The sequence below is a fragment of the Pseudarthrobacter sp. SL88 genome (genome assembly GCF_026672455.1).
Classification (GTDB): Bacteria; Actinomycetota; Actinomycetes; order Actinomycetales; family Micrococcaceae; genus Arthrobacter.
On record NZ_JAPPRD010000001.1, the window covers coordinates 585286 to 601432 of the forward strand.

The following is a 16147-nucleotide window of genomic DNA, read 5'->3' on the forward strand; positions in this document are numbered from 1 at the left end:
ATCTGCCTCAGGCTGACTGGCCCAGGGCAGGCGCTAGCCGCAGCCTGCCAACCCTGTCCCGCAGGACGCGCTGCGCATCGGGACCGAGGCCGGAATCGCTGATGACCTCGTCCACGTCGTCCAGCGACGCTATGGAACTGATGCCCAGCACGCCCCATTTGGTGTGGTCCGCCAGCACAACCGTCCTGCGGGCTGCGGCCACGAAGGCCCGGTCCGTCTCGGCTTCCAGGAGGTTGGGGGTGGTGAAGCCGGCTGCCGAGTCCATGCCGTGGACACCGAGGAACAGCAGGTCCAGGTGGAGCTGTTTGAGCGCGCTCGTGGCGATGGGCCCCACCAGGGCGTCCGAAGGTGTGCGCTGGCCGCCGATCAGGATCACAGTGGAGCTGTAGCGGGCCGGGCCCGTGGCGGCTGCGTGGTGGAACAGGTCGGCGATGCGCACCGAGTTGGTGACCACGGTGATGGGCGGCCCGTTGACCAGTTCCTTGGCAAGCGCCCACGTGGTGGTCCCGGCACTCAGGCCGACCGCCATCCCTTCCTGCACCAGAGCGGCCGCTTCCACCGCAATGGCCCGCTTCTCCGCTGTCAGCTGGGTGGACTTCTGCTCGAAGCCGGGCTCGTGGGTGCTGGCATCACCGGGCAGCTTCGCGCCGCCGTGGATGCGCTCCAGCTTGCCGCCCTCCTCCAGCAGTTCGATGTCCCGGCGGACAGTCATCAGCGAGACGCCCAGTTGCTGGGCGAGGTCCGAGACGCGGACAACCCGTTCGCGCTGGACGACGTCCACTATTGCCTGGTGGCGTGCTGCGGGGAGCATGGAGATCCTTTCGTGCTGGGGTGGGGGAGCTGTCTCCCCGTCACCTTCCATGATGGTCTACCCCTTGCTGGAACCAAGAGTCAGGCCCGCAACAAACTGCCGTTGCAGGAGCAGGTAGATCACCAGCGTGGGGATGACGGTGATCACCGCCCCCGCCGCCAGGAGGTTGTAGTTGCTCAGGAACTCGCCCTGCAGGTTGTTGATGGCCGTGGTGATCGGGAGCCGGTTGCCGCTCTGGATGAAGATCAGGGGCCAGAAGTAGTCGTTGTAGATGAAGATGACCTGGAGGGTGCCGAGCGCCGCGAAGGCCGGCCGGCAGAGCGGCATGATGATTTCCCGGTACTGCCGCCAGATGCCGGCGCCGTCCACCAGCGCCGCCTCCGTCAGGTCTGCCGAGAGGGCCTTCATGTAGTTGGACAGCACGAACGTACAGAAACCCATCTGGAAGGCGGTGTTGACGGCAATGACGACGATGTAGGTGTTCAGCATGTTTCCGGAATCGCTGAACGAGTAGGGCACTTCGAAGTGCTTGGCCATTTCGAACAGCGGCGCGGCGAGGACCTGCGGGGGCAGCAGGTTGCCGGCGGTAAACATGATGAGCAGCGTGACGTTGAACTTCCAGCTCACCCGGCTGACGGCAAAGGCCATGAGGGACGCCAGGAACAGGGTCAGCAGCACGGCGGGGACGGTGATGATGACGGAGTTCCAGAAGTACGTGGCGAACCCGCCCTGGGTCCAGGCCTGCACGAAGTTGTCGAAGTTGAAGTCACCGGCGAAGCTGAAGTACCCGTGTTCGTTAGTGGAGGCCACCGGCCGGAGCGCCGTGTACAGCGACCATCCCAGGGGAATCAGCCACATCACGGCCATGGCCAGCAGGAAGATGTGCGTGCCGTAGTGGCGCTTGGGCCTGCTGCCGGTCCGCTGCGCGGAAGCGGCTTGGATCCGGCCGGTGCGGACCGTGCGTGCTGGGGTGGTGCTCATGCTCTGTTCTCCTTGCCAAAGGTGCGGCTGAGGTAGAAGACGATGGGGACGAGGGAGATGACCAGCAGCACCACAGCCAGGGCTGAGCCGACGCCGATCACCTGGCCTTCTCCCACGAGGTTCTGGATCACCAGGGCGCTGAGCATCTCCAGGCCGTTGGTGCCGCGGTTGATGACGTAGACCACGTCAAAGGCGCGGAGGGATTCGATGATGGTGATCACCACGATGACGATGTTGATGGGGCGCATCGCCGGGAACACCACCCGGAAGAAGGTCTGGTAGGCGTTGGCGCCGTCGATGGAGGCCGCCTCCCGCAGGCTGGGGTCCACACCCTTCAGGCCGGCCAAATAGAGGAGCATGACGTAGCCGGCGTGCCGCCAGGTGGCCGCGACCATGGCGGCCCAGATGTTCACGGACGAGTCCCCGAACCAGTCGACGGCCTGCGGCGTCCCCGCCGTGCCGAGGAGGAAGTTCAGGAGGCCGTTATCGCGTTGGTAGAACAGCTGCCAGATGATGCCGATGAGGGCCAGGGAGAGCATCACGGGAGCGAAGAAGATGCTCTGGTAGATCTTGCTGCCGCGGATGTTCTGGTCCAGCAGCACCGCCAGCAGCAGGCCGAGCGGCGTGGCGATCAGGGCCAGGAAGAGCAGCCACATGAGGTTGTGCTGGACGGCCGGCCAGAAGGGCGGGTAGTCCTGGGTGATGTACTGGTAGTTTTCGGTGCCGGCAGGCCGGATATCGGCCAGGTCAAGCCCGTTCCACCGGGTGAAGCTGAGCCCGATGGACATCAGCGTCGGCAGCCACACCAGGGCCAGCTCAATCAGGGTGGGGATGCCCACCATCAGCGACAGGACCACTTTGTCCCGGCCGGTCAGACGCCGGACCCGGCCGCCCCTGGTCCGGCCGATCCGGCCGCCGCCGGGTTCCTGCGCCTCCGGCGGAATCAATTCTTGCGCGGTGCTGCTCATGGAAATCTTCCCTCTGCTGGTGGGACGCCGCCGGGGCGGTGCTGCTTGGGTGGGGACGCTGGAAGGGAACGGACGACGGCGGGCGTGCGCCGCCGTCGTCCGTCCTGCAGTGCTGCGGTGCCGGTGTGCTGTGGGCGGCTACTGCGCGGCGTAGAGGGTCTTGGCCTGCGCCTCGAGGTTTTTGACGTCCATCTTGCCGTCCTTGATGAAGCTCTGGAGGGCGGGAATCATCACGTTGTTGGCCATGGCCGGCAACGCGTCACGGTCGAAGAACTGGCTGATGTACTTCGCATCCGCAATGGTTTCGGCACACTTCTTGTTCAGCGGGCTGAACTTGGAGGTGTCGGTGCCCTTGGCGGTGGCGATGTTGGAGGCATCCACTGCGGCGTAGGCATCCTGCGCCTCGGGTGTGCCCAGGTATGCCATGAAGTCCCGCGCAGCCTTGTTCTCGCCGCCCTTCTTGGAGAGCAGGAGGCCGTCGATGGGGGCCTCGACGGCGTCCCGGCCCTCCATGGCGATCTCCGGGAAGGCGAAGAAGTCGATGTCGGCCAGCACTGCCGCGTCGGTGAACTGCTGGGTCACGAAGGAGCCCAGCAGGTACATGCCGGTCTTCTTGGACTCAAGGGACTTGGCAGCGTCCTGCCAGGTCTGGCCGAGGGCTCCGGGATCCTGGAACGGCAGCAGCGCCGACCAGGTGTCAAAGACGGCGCTGACCTTCTGCTGGTCCCAGGATTCCTTGTGCGCGCACAGGTCCACGTGGAACTGGTAGCCGTTCAGCCGCATGTTGATGTAGTCGAAGGTGCCCATGGCGGGCCAGCCGTCCTTGTCCGCGAAGCCGATGGGGATGATGCCGTCCCCCTGCATCTTGGCGGCGAGGGTCTTGAGGGCGTCAAAGGTTTCCGGAACCTCGTACCCCTTCTCGGCCCACAGGCTCTTCCGGTAGAAGAACCCCCACGGGTAGTTGTAGTTGGGGACGAAGTACAGCTTGCCGTCCGGCCCGGTGGAGGCCTTCTTCAGGGCATCGGAATAGTTTGCGCCGATGGTTTCCCAGACGTCGTCGATGGGAGCCAGGAGTCCCTTTTCGGCGTAGTACTGCATCCGGTAGCCGGCAAACCAGGTGAAGGTGTCATCCGGGGAACCCTGGAGGTAGGAGTTGATCTTGTTCTGGAAGTCGTTGTGGGGGACCGTGTTGGTGGTGACCTTCTTGCCGGTCTTGGCCGTGAAGGCATCGGTGACTGCCTGGTAGGCCCGCTTGGGCACGTCGTCGGAGGAGCCGGAGCCGAAGGTCAGCCCGCCGGAATCGGTACCTGTTGCGGAGGGTGCGCTGCCGCCGGTGCAGGCTGCGAGGAACGGGATGCCGGCCAGGCTGGCAGCGCCAACGCCGGCGGTCTTGAGGATGCTCCGCCTGCTCGGGAAGGCAGTTGCGGACGCATCAAACGGTGAAGCCATGTTCTCTCCCTTGAGTAATAGCAGCATGTGAGGCACCTCACATCAGTACGACTATAACCTCGCAAAACAGAACATGGAAGAACGGTAAATAACACTTTTTCTGGTGGCCGTTTTTGAATCGTCACAAACGCAGGATGGCCCCGTTTATCCCGAAATTACGGGCTAAAAGGGGCCATTCGGCGGTGCTGCGGCACATACTAAGCCGGTGTTACTTTCTGAGCGACTGCGCAATCTGCTGCATGATCGTGGGATCGGCCAGGGTGGTGGCATCGCCCGGGTCGCGGCCTTCGGCAACGTCCTTGAGCAGGCGCCGCATGATCTTGCCGGAGCGGGTCTTGGGCAGTTCCGGGACTATCAGGATGTTCTTGGGCTTGGCAATGGGGCCGATTTCCTTGCCCACGTGGTTCCGGAGTTCCTGGACGGTTGCGTCGCCGTTGTTCGCGGCGTCGCCGCGCAGGATGACGAAGGCCACGACGGCCTGGCCTGTGGTCTCGTCCGAGGCGCCCACGACGGCGGCCTCCGCCACGGCCGGGTGTGAGACCAGGGCGGACTCGATTTCCGTGGTGGAGAGCCGGTGCCCGGACACGTTCATGACGTCATCCACCCGGCCGAGGAGCCAGATGTCGCCGTCCTCGTCCTTCTTGGCACCGTCCCCGGCGAAGTACATGGTCTCGAACCGGGACCAGTAGGTGTCCTTGAACCGTTCGGGGTCGCCCCAGATGCCGCGGAGCATGGCCGGCCAGGGTTCACGGATCACCAGGAACCCGCCGTGCCCGTCCGGCACGGATTCACCCATCTCGTCCACCACGTCTACGGCGATGCCCGGCAGCGGGACCTGGGCCGAGCCCGGCTTGGTGGCGGTAACCCCGGGGAGCGGCGCGATCATCTGCGCGCCGGTCTCGGTCTGCCACCACGTGTCCACGATGGGGGTCTTGTCTCCGCCGATGACCTTCCGGTACCACATCCAGGCCTCGGGGTTGATGGATTCGCCCACAGAGCCAAGGACCCGAAGGGAGGACAGATCGTACTTGTCCGGGATCTCCCTGCCCCACTTCATGAACGTCCGGATCGCGGTGGGGGCGGTGTACAGGATGGAGACCTTGTACTTTTCCACGATCTCCCACCAGCGGCCCTGGTGCGGTGAGTCCGGGGTACCCTCGTACATGACCTGGGTGGCGCCGTTGACGAGGGGCGCGTAGGCGACGTAGGAGTGGCCGGTGACCCAGCCGACGTCGGCCGTGCACCAGTACACGTCCGTCTCCGGGTGCAGGTCGAACACCGCCTTGTGCGTGTAGGCGGTCTGGGTGAGGTACCCGCCGGTGGTGTGCAGGATGCCCTTGGGCTTACCGGTCGTGCCGGAGGTGTACAGGATGAACAGCGGGTGTTCGGAATCATGCCCGACGGCGGTGTGCTCGGCGGACGCTTCACCGACGGTTTCGTCCCACCAGTGGTCGCGGCCCTCGTGCCAGTCCACGTCCTGGCCGTTGCGCTTGACCACCACGACGTTGTTCACGGTGTGCCCGGCTGCGTCTTCCCCATGGGATAGCGCTTCGTCAACGGCCGGCTTCAGCGCACTCGGCTTGCCGCGGCGGTACGTCCCGTCAGCGGTGACCACCAGCTTGGCTTCAGCATCGTCGATGCGTGAGCGCAGGGCGTCGGCGGAAAAGCCGCCAAACACAACGGAGTGGACCGCGCCGATCCGTGCGCAGGCGAGCAGCGTGATGACGGCCTCGGGGATCATGGGCAGGTAGACGGCCACGCGGTCGCCCTTGGACACGCCAAGGGATTCGAAGGCGTTCGCGGCCTTCTTCACTTCCTCAGTCAGTTCGGCGTAGGTATAGGTGCGGCTGTCACCCGGTTCGCCTTCGAAATAGATGGCAACGCGGTCACCCAGGCCGTTTTCCACGTGCCGGTCCAGCGCGTTGTACGCGGCGTTGACTTCGCCGCCCACGAACCACTTTGCGAACGGCGGGTTGGACCAGTCAAGGGCTTCACCGAAGTCCTTGCTCCAGGTGAGCAGCTCGCGGGCCTGCTTCGCCCAGAAAGCCGGCCGGTCGGCGTCGGCCTCTGCATAATCGGTGGCCTTGACCACTGCGTTCGCCGCGAACTCCGGCGTGGGCGGGAAGGTCCTGGTCTCATGCAGCAGGTTTTCAAACGCGTCGCCCTGCTGTGCACCCTGTCCTGCCGGGGCAGCGGGAACGGTGGCCGTGGAGCTTGGAGTGTCCTGGGACATGTGAACCTCATCATTCATCGATCTTTGCTGCGCGGGATGCAGGCCACGGCCGTGCAGGGCCGCAAGCACGACACCGGGCACCGGCCGATCACGGACATACCGCAAAGAGCTGTTCCGGAATCCACCCTAACTCTTGCCGGCGCGGCCATGTGTGCCTTGTCACAGTTGTGCCCGTAAGCGGCATTTTTTGTGCGGTGAATGGTTTCTGTGGCAGTCCGGCGAGGTCCCCCTGCCGCCGTTTCAGCTAGTGATCAGCCGGGCTGTTGACTAGGCTGAAATGAAATTGTGACTTTACTTCGGGCCCGCGGGCCGGGCTCCGGGCCCGGCCGGGGGAACGGTGTTTCGACGGCACATCGTGGATCGGCCCAGGCCGGTTCCGTGCCGCCATGCTAAGGAGAGCAGAATGAACCAGCCCAGCTACGGCCAGAAAACCGGCCCCGCCACGGAAACGGGTGCCGGCCAGACCGGCGCCGCCGGGGCAGGCCAGCAGGCCGCGCCTCAAGGCGCCGGGACGCCGTTCCGCCTCGCCAAGGATTCCAACCAGGCAGTGCTTGGCCCCTTCACCGTGCGGGACCTGACGGTTTTCGTGGCCACCATTGTCCTGTTCGTTGCTTCGCTGCTGCCCATCTTCGGCGCACGCTACAACCTGTGGAACCTGAACAACCTCTTCTTCCTTGGCCTCGGAATCCTGTTGCCGCTGATTGTCAGTGCACTGTTCGCCGCCCGCCGGTTGGCGCCCGCCACAAAGATCCGCGTGGGCTCCCTCTCCGTTGACCAGTTCGCCTCGGTGTCCGCATGCTTCGCAGTGGCGTTCTTCTTCATCTCCGTTGCCGGGGCCTATGTTCCCAGCCTGCTGGTGGGCCTGATCGGTTCCATCATCCTGTTTGTCGCCACCGTCCTTGGCCGGTTCGTGCCGTATCTCTCCAGCGACTTCCTGGGCCGCGCCGAAGCGCCGGCACACGTGGCCGCCCGCGAGTCCGCAGTACCCGCACCGGCGCCCCGTGCACCGAAGCAGCCCAAGCCTGAAGCGGCGGCCAAGACGGGGTCCCACCCGGAAGCGGACTCCCACCACAAGCATGAAGCCACCCCCAAGTCCCGGCTGGGCGGCAAGCTGTTCGGCGGGGCCGGTGCCGGATCTTCCGCGGTAACGCCCGGGTCTTCGCACCATGCGCCTGAGCCTTCGCACCACGCACCGGCGGCGGCCACCGCACCGGCAGCACGCCCGGCGGACGCCGTGGCACCCGCCACCGCTGCCGTTCCCACCGCGGCTCCGGCAGCAGCAGCTGCGGGCACTCCCGTATCCACCGCGCCCGAAGCAGCCGACCACGCTCCCGAGGTGGACGCCGGCCCGCCAACCCAGGCCGCCGACGTCGTCCGCCCTGCTGAGGCACCAGCCGCAGAGGAAACGCAGCGCGCCAACCTTCCCGCCGCTTCCGCGGGCCAGCAGACGGCAACGCACGACGCCGTCAGCTCCCCGGCTGCTTCCGCGCCGCAGCGCACGTGGGAGCCGCCGGCCGCAACCGCTGTGCACCAGCAGGTACGGGTCGAAGAGCCGATCGGCGCCACCGTCGATCCGTCGAGCCACGACGCCGGGGACGAGCATCCCGTCCATGAGGCCTTCTGGTTTGCCGTGGCCCAGCACCGCACGGCGTTCGATCCGCACAGCGGGTCCCCCGCCTTCGTCATCGAGCCCGGCGGCTGGGTCCTGGCCCTGGAAGACCGCGGGCACGAGTTCCTGGTGCAGCACACGGACGGACGCCTTGGGGTCCTCCGCGACCTCAGCAACATCGAGCGCGGCTAGCCCCCATGGCCGCGCCGCGGGCCGCCGGAAAGGGCGGGCAGGCCGTGCCCGGTGGGCAGGCTGCAGGCATGCCGGTGGTGTCTTCCGAGTCGGCGCTGGCCCTGAAGCGGCGTGCCCGGCGGATCAACCGGGCGCTGGCCGAAAAGTACCCCTACGCACACGCGGAACTGGACTTCACCAACCCGTTTGAGCTGCTGGTGGCCACGGTCCTTTCAGCCCAGACCACCGACGTCACCGTCAACCTGGTCACGCCGGTGCTCTTCGGACGCTACCCGGACGCCCGTGCCATGGCCGAAGCGGACCCGGCCGTGCTCGAGGAAATCCTCAAGCCCACCGGGTTCTTCAGGGCCAAGTCGCGGAACCTGCTGGCCCTTGCCACCCGCCTGGTGGACGAGTTCGACGGCGTGGTCCCCGGCCGGATCGAGGACCTGGTCACGCTGCCCGGCGTGGGGCGCAAAACTGCCAACGTGGTCCTGGGCAACGCCTTCGGCATCCCCGGCATCACGGTGGACACCCACTTCGGGCGGCTGGCGCGGCGGTTCAACTGGACGCAGTCGGACGATCCTGTGCAGGTCGAATCGGACGTGGCAGAACTGTTCGAGCCGCGCGACTGGACCATGCTCTCGCACCGGGTGGTGTTCCACGGCCGGCGCGTCTGCCACTCCCGGAAGCCCGCCTGCGGCGCCTGCCCCGTGGCCAACTGGTGCCCCAGCTACGGGCTCGGGGAACTGGATCCGGTGAAGGCCGCAAAGCTCCTCAAATATGAGCTCGCACCGGGCAACGAGGCGTTGCTGGAGCAGCTGCAGGCCGAGACGCACCGGGCGGCCGAGATCCGGATGGCGTCGCAGCGGCGGTCCCCTGAGCGCCGGGGAGGACCTGTGACCGCAGGGGAGGACCTGTGAGCGCCGGGGAGGGCCTGTGAGCGCCAGGGAGGATCTGCTGGGGCTGGCGCGGCGGGCGGCATCCGGATCCAACACCACCCCGGACCCGCGGTGGGCGGCCCTGACCGTCGACGCGAGCCTGGCCCGCCGGGCCGCCGTACTGATGCTGTTCGGCGCCCTTGATGACGTCCCCGCGGTCTCCGGCAAGCCGCTGGCCCCAGCAGACCTCGACGTGCTGCTGCTGGAGCGGGCCCATACGCTCGGGTCGCATCCCGGCCAGGTCGCCTTCCCGGGCGGCAGCCTGGATGCGGGTGAATCCGCCGTGGACGCAGCCCTCCGTGAGGCCGAGGAGGAAACGGGCCTGGACTCGGGCGGCGTTGAAGTCCTGGGCACCCTGCAGCAGCTCGGCCTGGCCCACAGCAACTTCCTGGTGACCCCTGTGCTCGGCTGGTGGGCGTCGCCGTCGCCGGTCCGCGTGGTGGACTATGCGGAATCCGCCCAGGTCTTCCGGATCCCCGTCCGTGATCTGCTGGACCCGGACAACCGGGTCATGGCCACCGTCCACCGGGCCGGGCGTACGTTCGACAGCCCGGCCTTCACGGTGAACGGCGTGGTGGTGTGGGGTTTCACCGGCATTGTGCTCAGCGGCCTCTTCGACCAGCTGGGCTGGTCGGTGCCCTGGGACAGCACCAGGCTGCACCCCATTAGCGTCTAAGTATTAGGGCGGCCGCGCGCGCCATTGAGCGCGGCCACCCGGTTGTTGGGGCCTTCTCAGGCCTTATGGATGGGTCAGGCCTGCTGCTGCCGCAGGTCGACCACAATTCCTGTCGCGGCGTTCTCGCGCATCGCGTTGACGCCGTCCATCAGTTTGTTCAAGGATTTGAAGCTTGGTGAAACGGCAACGATGTTGCCCTCAGCGTCTGTTAGCCGGAGCCGGTAGGACTCGTCTCCTGCCCGGTGAATCTCGAATCTGCCCGCCATGCCGGACCTCCTGGTGTGCTTCGTCGCATCAGCCGTCCGACCGGTCTGCATCAGTCGCCGCTACAGACTGTAATCCGCGTCACGCGGCGCGTCGAACTACTGCCCGGTAGGTTACTTTCTCCGTCATATGGGTAGGAACGGGGCTTGGCTGGCACCAGCAGGCCATGCTGGCCAGCGGGCTTACTTGGCCAGGTCGTAGGAGTCCACCACCGCGACGCTGACGGGAAACTCCACCGGGATGGGCCCGAACAGGAGTTCCTTTGCGGCACCGGCGGCGTCCTCAATCGCCCTGATGCACTCGTCCACGGCACCCGCCGGGGCGTGCACCATGACTTCGTCGTGGAGGAAGAACACCAGTTCCGGACCGGTACCGCCTGGCCCTGCCCCGGTGCCGTCCGCGCGGAGGGTGCGCAGCCGCCGTCGTAATTCTGCCAGCCAGCATGCCGCCCAGTCCGCAGCCGAGCCCTGGACCACGAAGTTGCGGGTGAACCGGCCCCGGGACCTGGCGATCGACTCGGCACGGCGCTGCTCCTCAGCGGTGGCCGAGCGCTGGCTTTGGTACCAGCGCTCCGACGGCGGCGGGCTGCTGCGGCCCAGCCGGGTGGTTACCGTGCCGCCGGCCTCGCCCGCCCGGGCGGCCTGTTCCACGAAGTCCACGGCACGCGGATACGTCCGCGCCAACTGCGGCATGAGGCGGCCGGATTCGCCGGACGTGGCACCATACATGGCCCCGAGGAGGGCCACCTTGGCTTTTGCGCGGTCACCGCCGAACCCCTTGGCGGCGATGCCCGCGTAAAGGTCCTGGTCCCGCGCGGCTTCGGCCATCACCGAGTCCCGGGCCAGCGCCACCAGAACCCGCGGCTCCAGCTGTGATGCGTCGGCGACGATCAGCTTGTAGCCAGGATCCGCGTGCACGGCACCACGGACCTGCCGGGGGATCTGGAGGGCGCCGCCGCCCCGCGACGCCCAGCGGCCGGACACCACGCCACCCACCACATACTCGGGCCGGAACCTCCCGCCAGCCACCCAGGCATCGAGCCAGGACCATCCGTTCGCCGTATGCAGCCGCGACAGTTTCTTGTACTCCAGCAGCGGGCCGATGACCGGGTGCGGAGAGTCCTTCAGCTCCCATTTGCTGGTGCTCTTCACTTCGATGCCGTTGCGGTGCAGGGCGCGGATGAGTTCCTGCGGGGAGTCCGGGTTCAGCGCGGGGGAGCCGAGCAGTTGCCGCAGTTCGGCGGCCAGCGCCTCCAGCCGTGCCGGCCGCTGACCGGCTGGCGGACGCGGGCCAAGGTAACCTGCCAGGATTTCCTCGTGCAGGTCCTCCCGCCACGGCACGCCGGAGTACTGCATCTCGGCGGCGATCATCGCGCCCGCTGATTCAGCCGCCAGCAGCAGCTGCAGGCGGCCGCGCATGCTGCCATCGGTGCCGGCCCCGGCCAGGGCCGTCTGCTGTGCCGCGTATTCGGTCCGCAGCTCTTCCGGGGTATGGCGCAGGGGCGGGCCGCTTCCCGGGTCTTCGAACAGGGCGCCCTGGTCCGATGGGGGAGCCGGCGGAAGCAGCGTCTTCGGCGGCAGGACCGGATCGTCCACCGGGGTTCTGTCCGACGTGCGGGCGTACTCGGTGTGGGCAGTGAACTGTGAAAAAGCCAGGATGTTGCCGCACAGCGTGAGGTCGTAGCAGCGCTCCAGCTCCACGCCGGCGCGCAGCAGCGCCGGATACCAGTCCTGGGTACGGTGCCAGATCCAGCGGGGCGGCGTGGGGCCGCTTTCCAGTTTGCGCACGACGGCGGGAAGGTCGCCGGTGCTGACGACGCGGACTCCAGGATTGGCCGGCCCGGGTTCGCCTGCCTGGGTGAGCTCCTGCAGCGCGGCCCCGGAGGGGTGGGCGGCGAGCAGGACATACATGCTCCAATTGTGCACGCTTGGCGGGACGCTTCCGTACGGCGGTACACGTCCGCCTTATCCACATAGCCGCCGGCGGACCTTACCTGCCGCCGCGCCGGCGTGGAGAGTGGCTCCATGAGCAGGCACCAGATACTTCCTCCACCGTCGGGGCAGGGCCCCGCCGGGTCCGCCGGCCATGCCCCGGGCTCCCCGCCGGCAGGAACGTCGCGTGCATCCGCCGGACCAGCGGACGGGTCCGCTGACGCGTGGCTGCCTGACGCGTCCGGCGAAGTGCTCTTGGTGACGGCCTCGGCTTTCCTCCGCTCGGAGGTGGAACGGATTGTTGCTGCCGCCGGCGGACGCCTGCGGGTGGCCGCCGATGCCGCAGAGGGCGGCCTTCACTGGGACGGGGCGGCTGCGGTGCTGGTGGGCAGTGACATCCGGGAGTTGCCGCCCCGGCGGCGGGCACCTGCCGTCCTCGTCGGGCTGGACGGCGAAGGGGACAGCCTGTGGCATCTGGCCGCCGCGCTTGGAGCCGAACGCGTCGCCGTGCTGCCGGATGCTGCTGCCTGGCTGGCGGACCACTTGAGCCGGTCTAGGTCGCCGGGGCCCGGTGGCCTGGTTCTCGGCGTGACCGGCGGCTGTGGCGGTGCGGGCGCCACCACGGCGGCCATCTGGATTGCGCAGGCAGCGGCGGGCATGGGGGCGCGCGTACTGCTGGTGGACGGCGATCCCTGGGGCGGCGGGCTGGAACTGGCCATCGCCGCCGAGGACTACCCGGGGTTGCGCTGGCCGGACCTGTCCGACGCCCGGGGCAGCATCGACCCCCTCCAACTGGCCGACTCCCTGCCCGTGTCCGGCGGTTTCTCGTTCCTGTCCTGGCCCGCCAGCCGCGAACAGCCCGATCAGGTGGCAGCGCCCACTGCCGCCGGTGTCCTGGACGCTGCCCGGCGGGGTTACGAGCTGGTGGTGGTGGATATTGGCCGCCGTGCCGAGCCACTGAAGACGTTCGCCTGGGACTGTGACCGCATCTTTGTGGTGGTGCCGGCCCAGCTGAAGGCTGCCGTTGCCGCGGTGCGGTTGCTGCAGGAATTCCCGCCAGTGGAAGCGTCGGTGCTGATGCGGGGCAAACCGGGGGCGGCCATTGACGGCCCGCTCCTCGCCGACGCCATCGGGCTTCCCGTCCTGGGCCGGGTGCCCGAACTGCGCGGCATAGCGGCCGCCGTGGAATCCGGCAGGCTCCTGGATCTTGGCAGGCGGCGCAGCGTGCGGCGCTTCGCCGGCACGGTGCTCGATTCCCTCGGTGACGGGCTGCCCGTAGGAGAACCGGTATGACGCCGGGCGAGGGGGACGCATCCGGGGCTGTTGCGGCACCTCCTGATGTTTCCGCGTTTCCGCCACGGTCCCGGCGAAGTGCCCGGATCCTGGAAGGGCAGCGGCGCGGACCCCACCCGGGCGGGACACCGGCCCGGGGCCGCCCCGTGGACGCGGGCCTCCTGGAATCGGTGCGCGAATCGATGATGGCCGAGGCCGGGGCCGTGACTCCGTCCCGGGTGGCCGCGGCGGTCCAGGCCACCGGAAAGCTGCTGGGAACTGCGGGCGCGCTGGCCGCCGTGGAACGGATCAGCGCGGAACTGAACGGATTGGGTCCCCTGCAGGAGCTCACCCGGGACCCCGCCGTGACGGACATCTTCGCCAATGCTCCCGACTCTGTATGGGTTGACCGGGGGCGCGGCATCGAACGTGTGGCGGTGGCGTTCGAGGGTGAATCCCAGCTGCGCGCGCTCGCCTGCAGGCTGGTGGCGGCGGGCGGGCGGCGGCTGGACGACGGGTCGCCCTGTGTTGATGTCCGCCTTCCCGGCGGCTACCGTGTCCACGCTGTCTTGCCGCCAGTCTCCACGGCGGGGACCCTGTTGAGTATCCGCATCAGGCGCGAGCACGTTTTCGGCATGGACGAACTGCAGGCAGGAGGCATGTTCAGCCGGCCGGTCCGGGACGTACTGGAGAAGGTAGTGGAGCAGAGGCTGAGCTTCCTGGTCAGCGGCGCCACCGGCTCCGGAAAGACCACCCTGCTGTCAACGCTGCTGGGGTTGTGTGCGGCGGGGGAGCGGCTCGTCCTCATCGAGGACGCCTCGGAACTGAACCCCGTCCACCCGCACATCGTTTCCCTGGAGTCCAGGCACGGGAACCTGGAAGGCGGCGGCGAGGTGGACCTGGGCGAACTGGTACGGCAGGCCCTGCGCATGCGCCCCGACAGGCTGGTGGTGGGTGAGTGCCGCGGCGCCGAGGTCCGTGAGCTCCTTACCGCCATGAATACAGGCCACAGCGGCGGAGGCGGCACCATCCACGCCAACACGGCAGCCTCGGTTCCCGCCAGGCTCACAGCGCTGGGGGCGCTGGCCGGGATGAGTCCGGACGGTGTGCGGTTGCAGGCAGCCAGCGCGTTGGATGTAGCCATCCACGTCGAACGGACGCCCCGGGGACGCGAAGTCACGTGCATCGGTGTTTTCGTCGATTCTCCGGAGGGGCTAACGGTGGTGCCGGCCCTGGAAACTGCTGCAGGTGTCGCGGGCTCCGCGTGGCCGGCGCTGGCAGCACGGCTGGGCATGGACCCGGAGGAAAACCGGTGATTGTGCTGCTGGCGCTTGCCCTGTCCCTGGCGGTGCTGCTGCTGCTCAAGCCGCCAAGGGGTGCTGCCGCACGGCTGCGCCGTGCCGCCGGCCAACCGCCCGCCCGGACATCCGATCTGTTGGGCGGATCTGCCCGCAGGCGATTTACCCCCAAGGGAAAAAGGGGATCGGGAAAGAACGCAACGGTGGGGGCACCCCTGACACTCCTGGTGCAGCAACTGGCTGCGCTGCTCAAAGGCGGCCGGACACCCGCCAGGCTGTGGGATGAACTCTGGACCGTTTATGGAACGGACGGCCCGCAACCATCCGTGGGGGATGCCGTTGCCGGTCCGGCCAGGGGAGGGTTGTCGGAAGGTTCCCTTGCCCTCCTGGCCGCAGCACGGGGTGCCGCGGCGCGTGGCACACCGGTGTCGGCGGCCATCAGGCGGGCGATGCCGGAGGTGCTTCCCGGCGGGCGCCGGGAAGCACGGATCTGGTCCGAGCTGGCAGCCTGCTTCGATATCGCCGAAGCCAGCGGATGCCCCCTCGCTGATGTGCTCACCCGCTTTGCGGCCCAGCTCGAGGTGGAGTCCGACGCAGATGCGGCGCGCCAGACAGCCCTGGCCGGTCCCAAAGCCACGGTCACGCTGCTGACCTGGCTGCCTTTGATGGGCCTTGGGCTCGGGATGGCACTGGGCGTTGACCCGCTTGCCATGCTGTTGGGTACGCCCCTGGGCTTGGCTGCCTTGCTGGGCGGCGCAGTCCTGACCGTTGCAGGCAGACTCTGGTCTTCGCGCCTGGTGGCAACTGCCGCAGGAACCGGGAAGCTGTGACGGGCCCCGGCATCGCCGCACTGTGGCTGTTCGCCGTCCTTGCCGCCGCAACGTTCCTGGCCTGCGCCGGACGCGGCAAGGCCCGGACACGACTCCGCATCCTCGGATTGCATGGTCCGGGCCCGGTCCACACGTCAACGATCCCGGAGCCCCGTAACCGGGCCGGACCCGGCCTTGCAGACACCGCCATGATGCTCGAACTCGTGGCGGCCATGCTTGACGCCGGCTCCAGCATCGGCCGCGCCCTGGAACTGGTCTCCGTGTCCGCCTCGGCGAAGTACAGCGAATCACTGCGGCCGGTGGTTTCAGCCCTGGCTATCGGTGCCGACTGGGAAACGGCCTGGCGCAGCTCCGCCGTCCGGCAGCCCGACATCCTGGAGTTGCGGGATGCACTGGGCTTCGCTGCGCTGACCGGCGCGCCGTCGTCGGCCATCCTCTATGCCCAGGCGGCCAGGCTCCGCCGGGAACGGTTCCGGGCCGCCGAAAAGCGTGCCGCGTCGCTGGGCGTCAAGCTCGTCATTCCGCTGGGACTGTGTTCGCTCCCTGCCTTCATCTGCCTCGGCGTCGTTCCGGTACTGCTGGCCCTGGTGCCCTCGGGCTCCTGACCGCAGCGGCGGGCTTCGGCCGCCCTCCGGGGGCCGGAGCACGCCGTCCAGTCCTCCACAGCGGCGGGCAGCCGCTGCTTATCCACTTACCGAAACCGGGACCTTACC

The 16147-nt window shown here is 67.9% G+C and carries 14 protein-coding genes; 7 read left to right on the plus strand and 7 right to left on the minus strand.

Annotation, left to right across the window (positions count from 1 at the left end):
• Positions 1-7: 7 nt before the first annotated feature.
• The 5 genes from OVA06_RS02630 to acs form a co-directional block, all read right to left on the minus strand.
• Positions 8-811: a DeoR/GlpR family DNA-binding transcription regulator gene (locus tag OVA06_RS02630; protein WP_268156094.1), complete on the minus strand. Its 804-nt coding sequence runs from the start codon at positions 809-811 to the stop codon at positions 8-10.
• A 57-nt stretch (positions 812-868) separates the two neighbouring features.
• On the minus strand, positions 869-1792 hold the full coding sequence (locus tag OVA06_RS02635) for a carbohydrate ABC transporter permease (protein ID WP_268156096.1): 924 nt from the start codon (positions 1790-1792) through the stop codon (positions 869-871).
• On the minus strand, positions 1789-2760 hold the full coding sequence (locus OVA06_RS02640; protein WP_268156098.1) for a carbohydrate ABC transporter permease: 972 nt from the start codon (positions 2758-2760) through the stop codon (positions 1789-1791). Before OVA06_RS02640 ends, OVA06_RS02635 begins: the two co-directional genes overlap by 4 nt.
• A gap of 138 nt (positions 2761-2898) precedes the next feature.
• On the minus strand, positions 2899-4209 hold the full coding sequence (locus OVA06_RS02645) for an ABC transporter substrate-binding protein (protein ID WP_261620317.1): 1311 nt from the start codon (positions 4207-4209) through the stop codon (positions 2899-2901).
• Positions 4210-4417: 208 nt separating this feature from the next.
• A complete protein-coding gene (acs, locus tag OVA06_RS02650; protein ID WP_268160597.1) occupies positions 4418-6442 on the minus strand; it encodes an acetate--CoA ligase in 2025 nt (674 codons plus the stop codon).
• A gap of 403 nt (positions 6443-6845) precedes the next feature.
• Here acs and OVA06_RS02655 point away from each other — a divergent pair, with 403 nt between their 5' ends.
• The 3 genes from OVA06_RS02655 (at position 6846) to OVA06_RS02665 (ending at position 9839) form a co-directional block, all read left to right on the plus strand.
• On the plus strand, positions 6846-8243 hold the full coding sequence (locus tag OVA06_RS02655; protein WP_268156100.1) for a hypothetical protein: 1398 nt from the start codon (positions 6846-6848) through the stop codon (positions 8241-8243).
• Between the two features lie 68 nt (positions 8244-8311).
• Positions 8312-9145, plus strand: a complete 834-nt coding sequence (gene nth / locus OVA06_RS02660) for an endonuclease III (RefSeq protein ID WP_268160599.1) — start codon at positions 8312-8314, stop codon at positions 9143-9145.
• Positions 9146-9161: 16 nt separating this feature from the next.
• Positions 9162-9839 carry an NUDIX hydrolase gene (locus OVA06_RS02665; RefSeq protein ID WP_268156102.1) on the plus strand — a complete coding sequence of 226 codons (678 nt, stop codon included), beginning with the start codon at positions 9162-9164 and terminating at the stop codon, positions 9837-9839.
• A gap of 74 nt (positions 9840-9913) precedes the next feature.
• Here OVA06_RS02665 and OVA06_RS02670 read toward each other — a convergent pair whose 3' ends face one another.
• Both OVA06_RS02670 and OVA06_RS02675 read right to left on the minus strand, forming a co-directional pair.
• Entirely contained in the window at positions 9914-10105 is a 192-nt protein-coding gene (locus OVA06_RS02670) for a YegP family protein (protein WP_056078207.1), read from the minus strand.
• A 180-nt stretch (positions 10106-10285) separates the two neighbouring features.
• Positions 10286-12013 (minus strand): bifunctional 3'-5' exonuclease/DNA polymerase, encoded by a 1728-nt coding sequence (locus tag OVA06_RS02675; RefSeq protein WP_268160601.1) that lies wholly within the window; start codon positions 12011-12013, stop codon positions 10286-10288.
• A gap of 114 nt (positions 12014-12127) precedes the next feature.
• Here OVA06_RS02675 and ssd point away from each other — a divergent pair, with 114 nt between their 5' ends.
• Genes ssd through OVA06_RS02695 form a run of 4 tightly spaced genes read left to right on the plus strand, consistent with a single transcriptional unit; the run spans position 12128 to position 16039 of the window.
• A complete protein-coding gene (gene ssd, locus OVA06_RS02680; protein ID WP_268156105.1) occupies positions 12128-13327 on the plus strand; it encodes a septum site-determining protein Ssd in 1200 nt (399 codons plus the stop codon).
• Positions 13324-14622 carry a TadA family conjugal transfer-associated ATPase gene (locus OVA06_RS02685; RefSeq protein ID WP_268156107.1) on the plus strand — a complete coding sequence of 433 codons (1299 nt, stop codon included), beginning with the start codon at positions 13324-13326 and terminating at the stop codon, positions 14620-14622. Before ssd ends, OVA06_RS02685 begins: the two co-directional genes overlap by 4 nt.
• Positions 14619-15434 carry a type II secretion system F family protein gene (locus OVA06_RS02690; protein WP_268156109.1) on the plus strand — a complete coding sequence of 272 codons (816 nt, stop codon included), beginning with the start codon at positions 14619-14621 and terminating at the stop codon, positions 15432-15434. Before OVA06_RS02685 ends, OVA06_RS02690 begins: the two co-directional genes overlap by 4 nt.
• Positions 15431-16039: a type II secretion system F family protein gene (locus OVA06_RS02695; protein WP_268156111.1), complete on the plus strand. Its 609-nt coding sequence runs from the start codon at positions 15431-15433 to the stop codon at positions 16037-16039. Before OVA06_RS02690 ends, OVA06_RS02695 begins: the two co-directional genes overlap by 4 nt.
• Positions 16040-16147 lie beyond the last annotated feature (108 nt).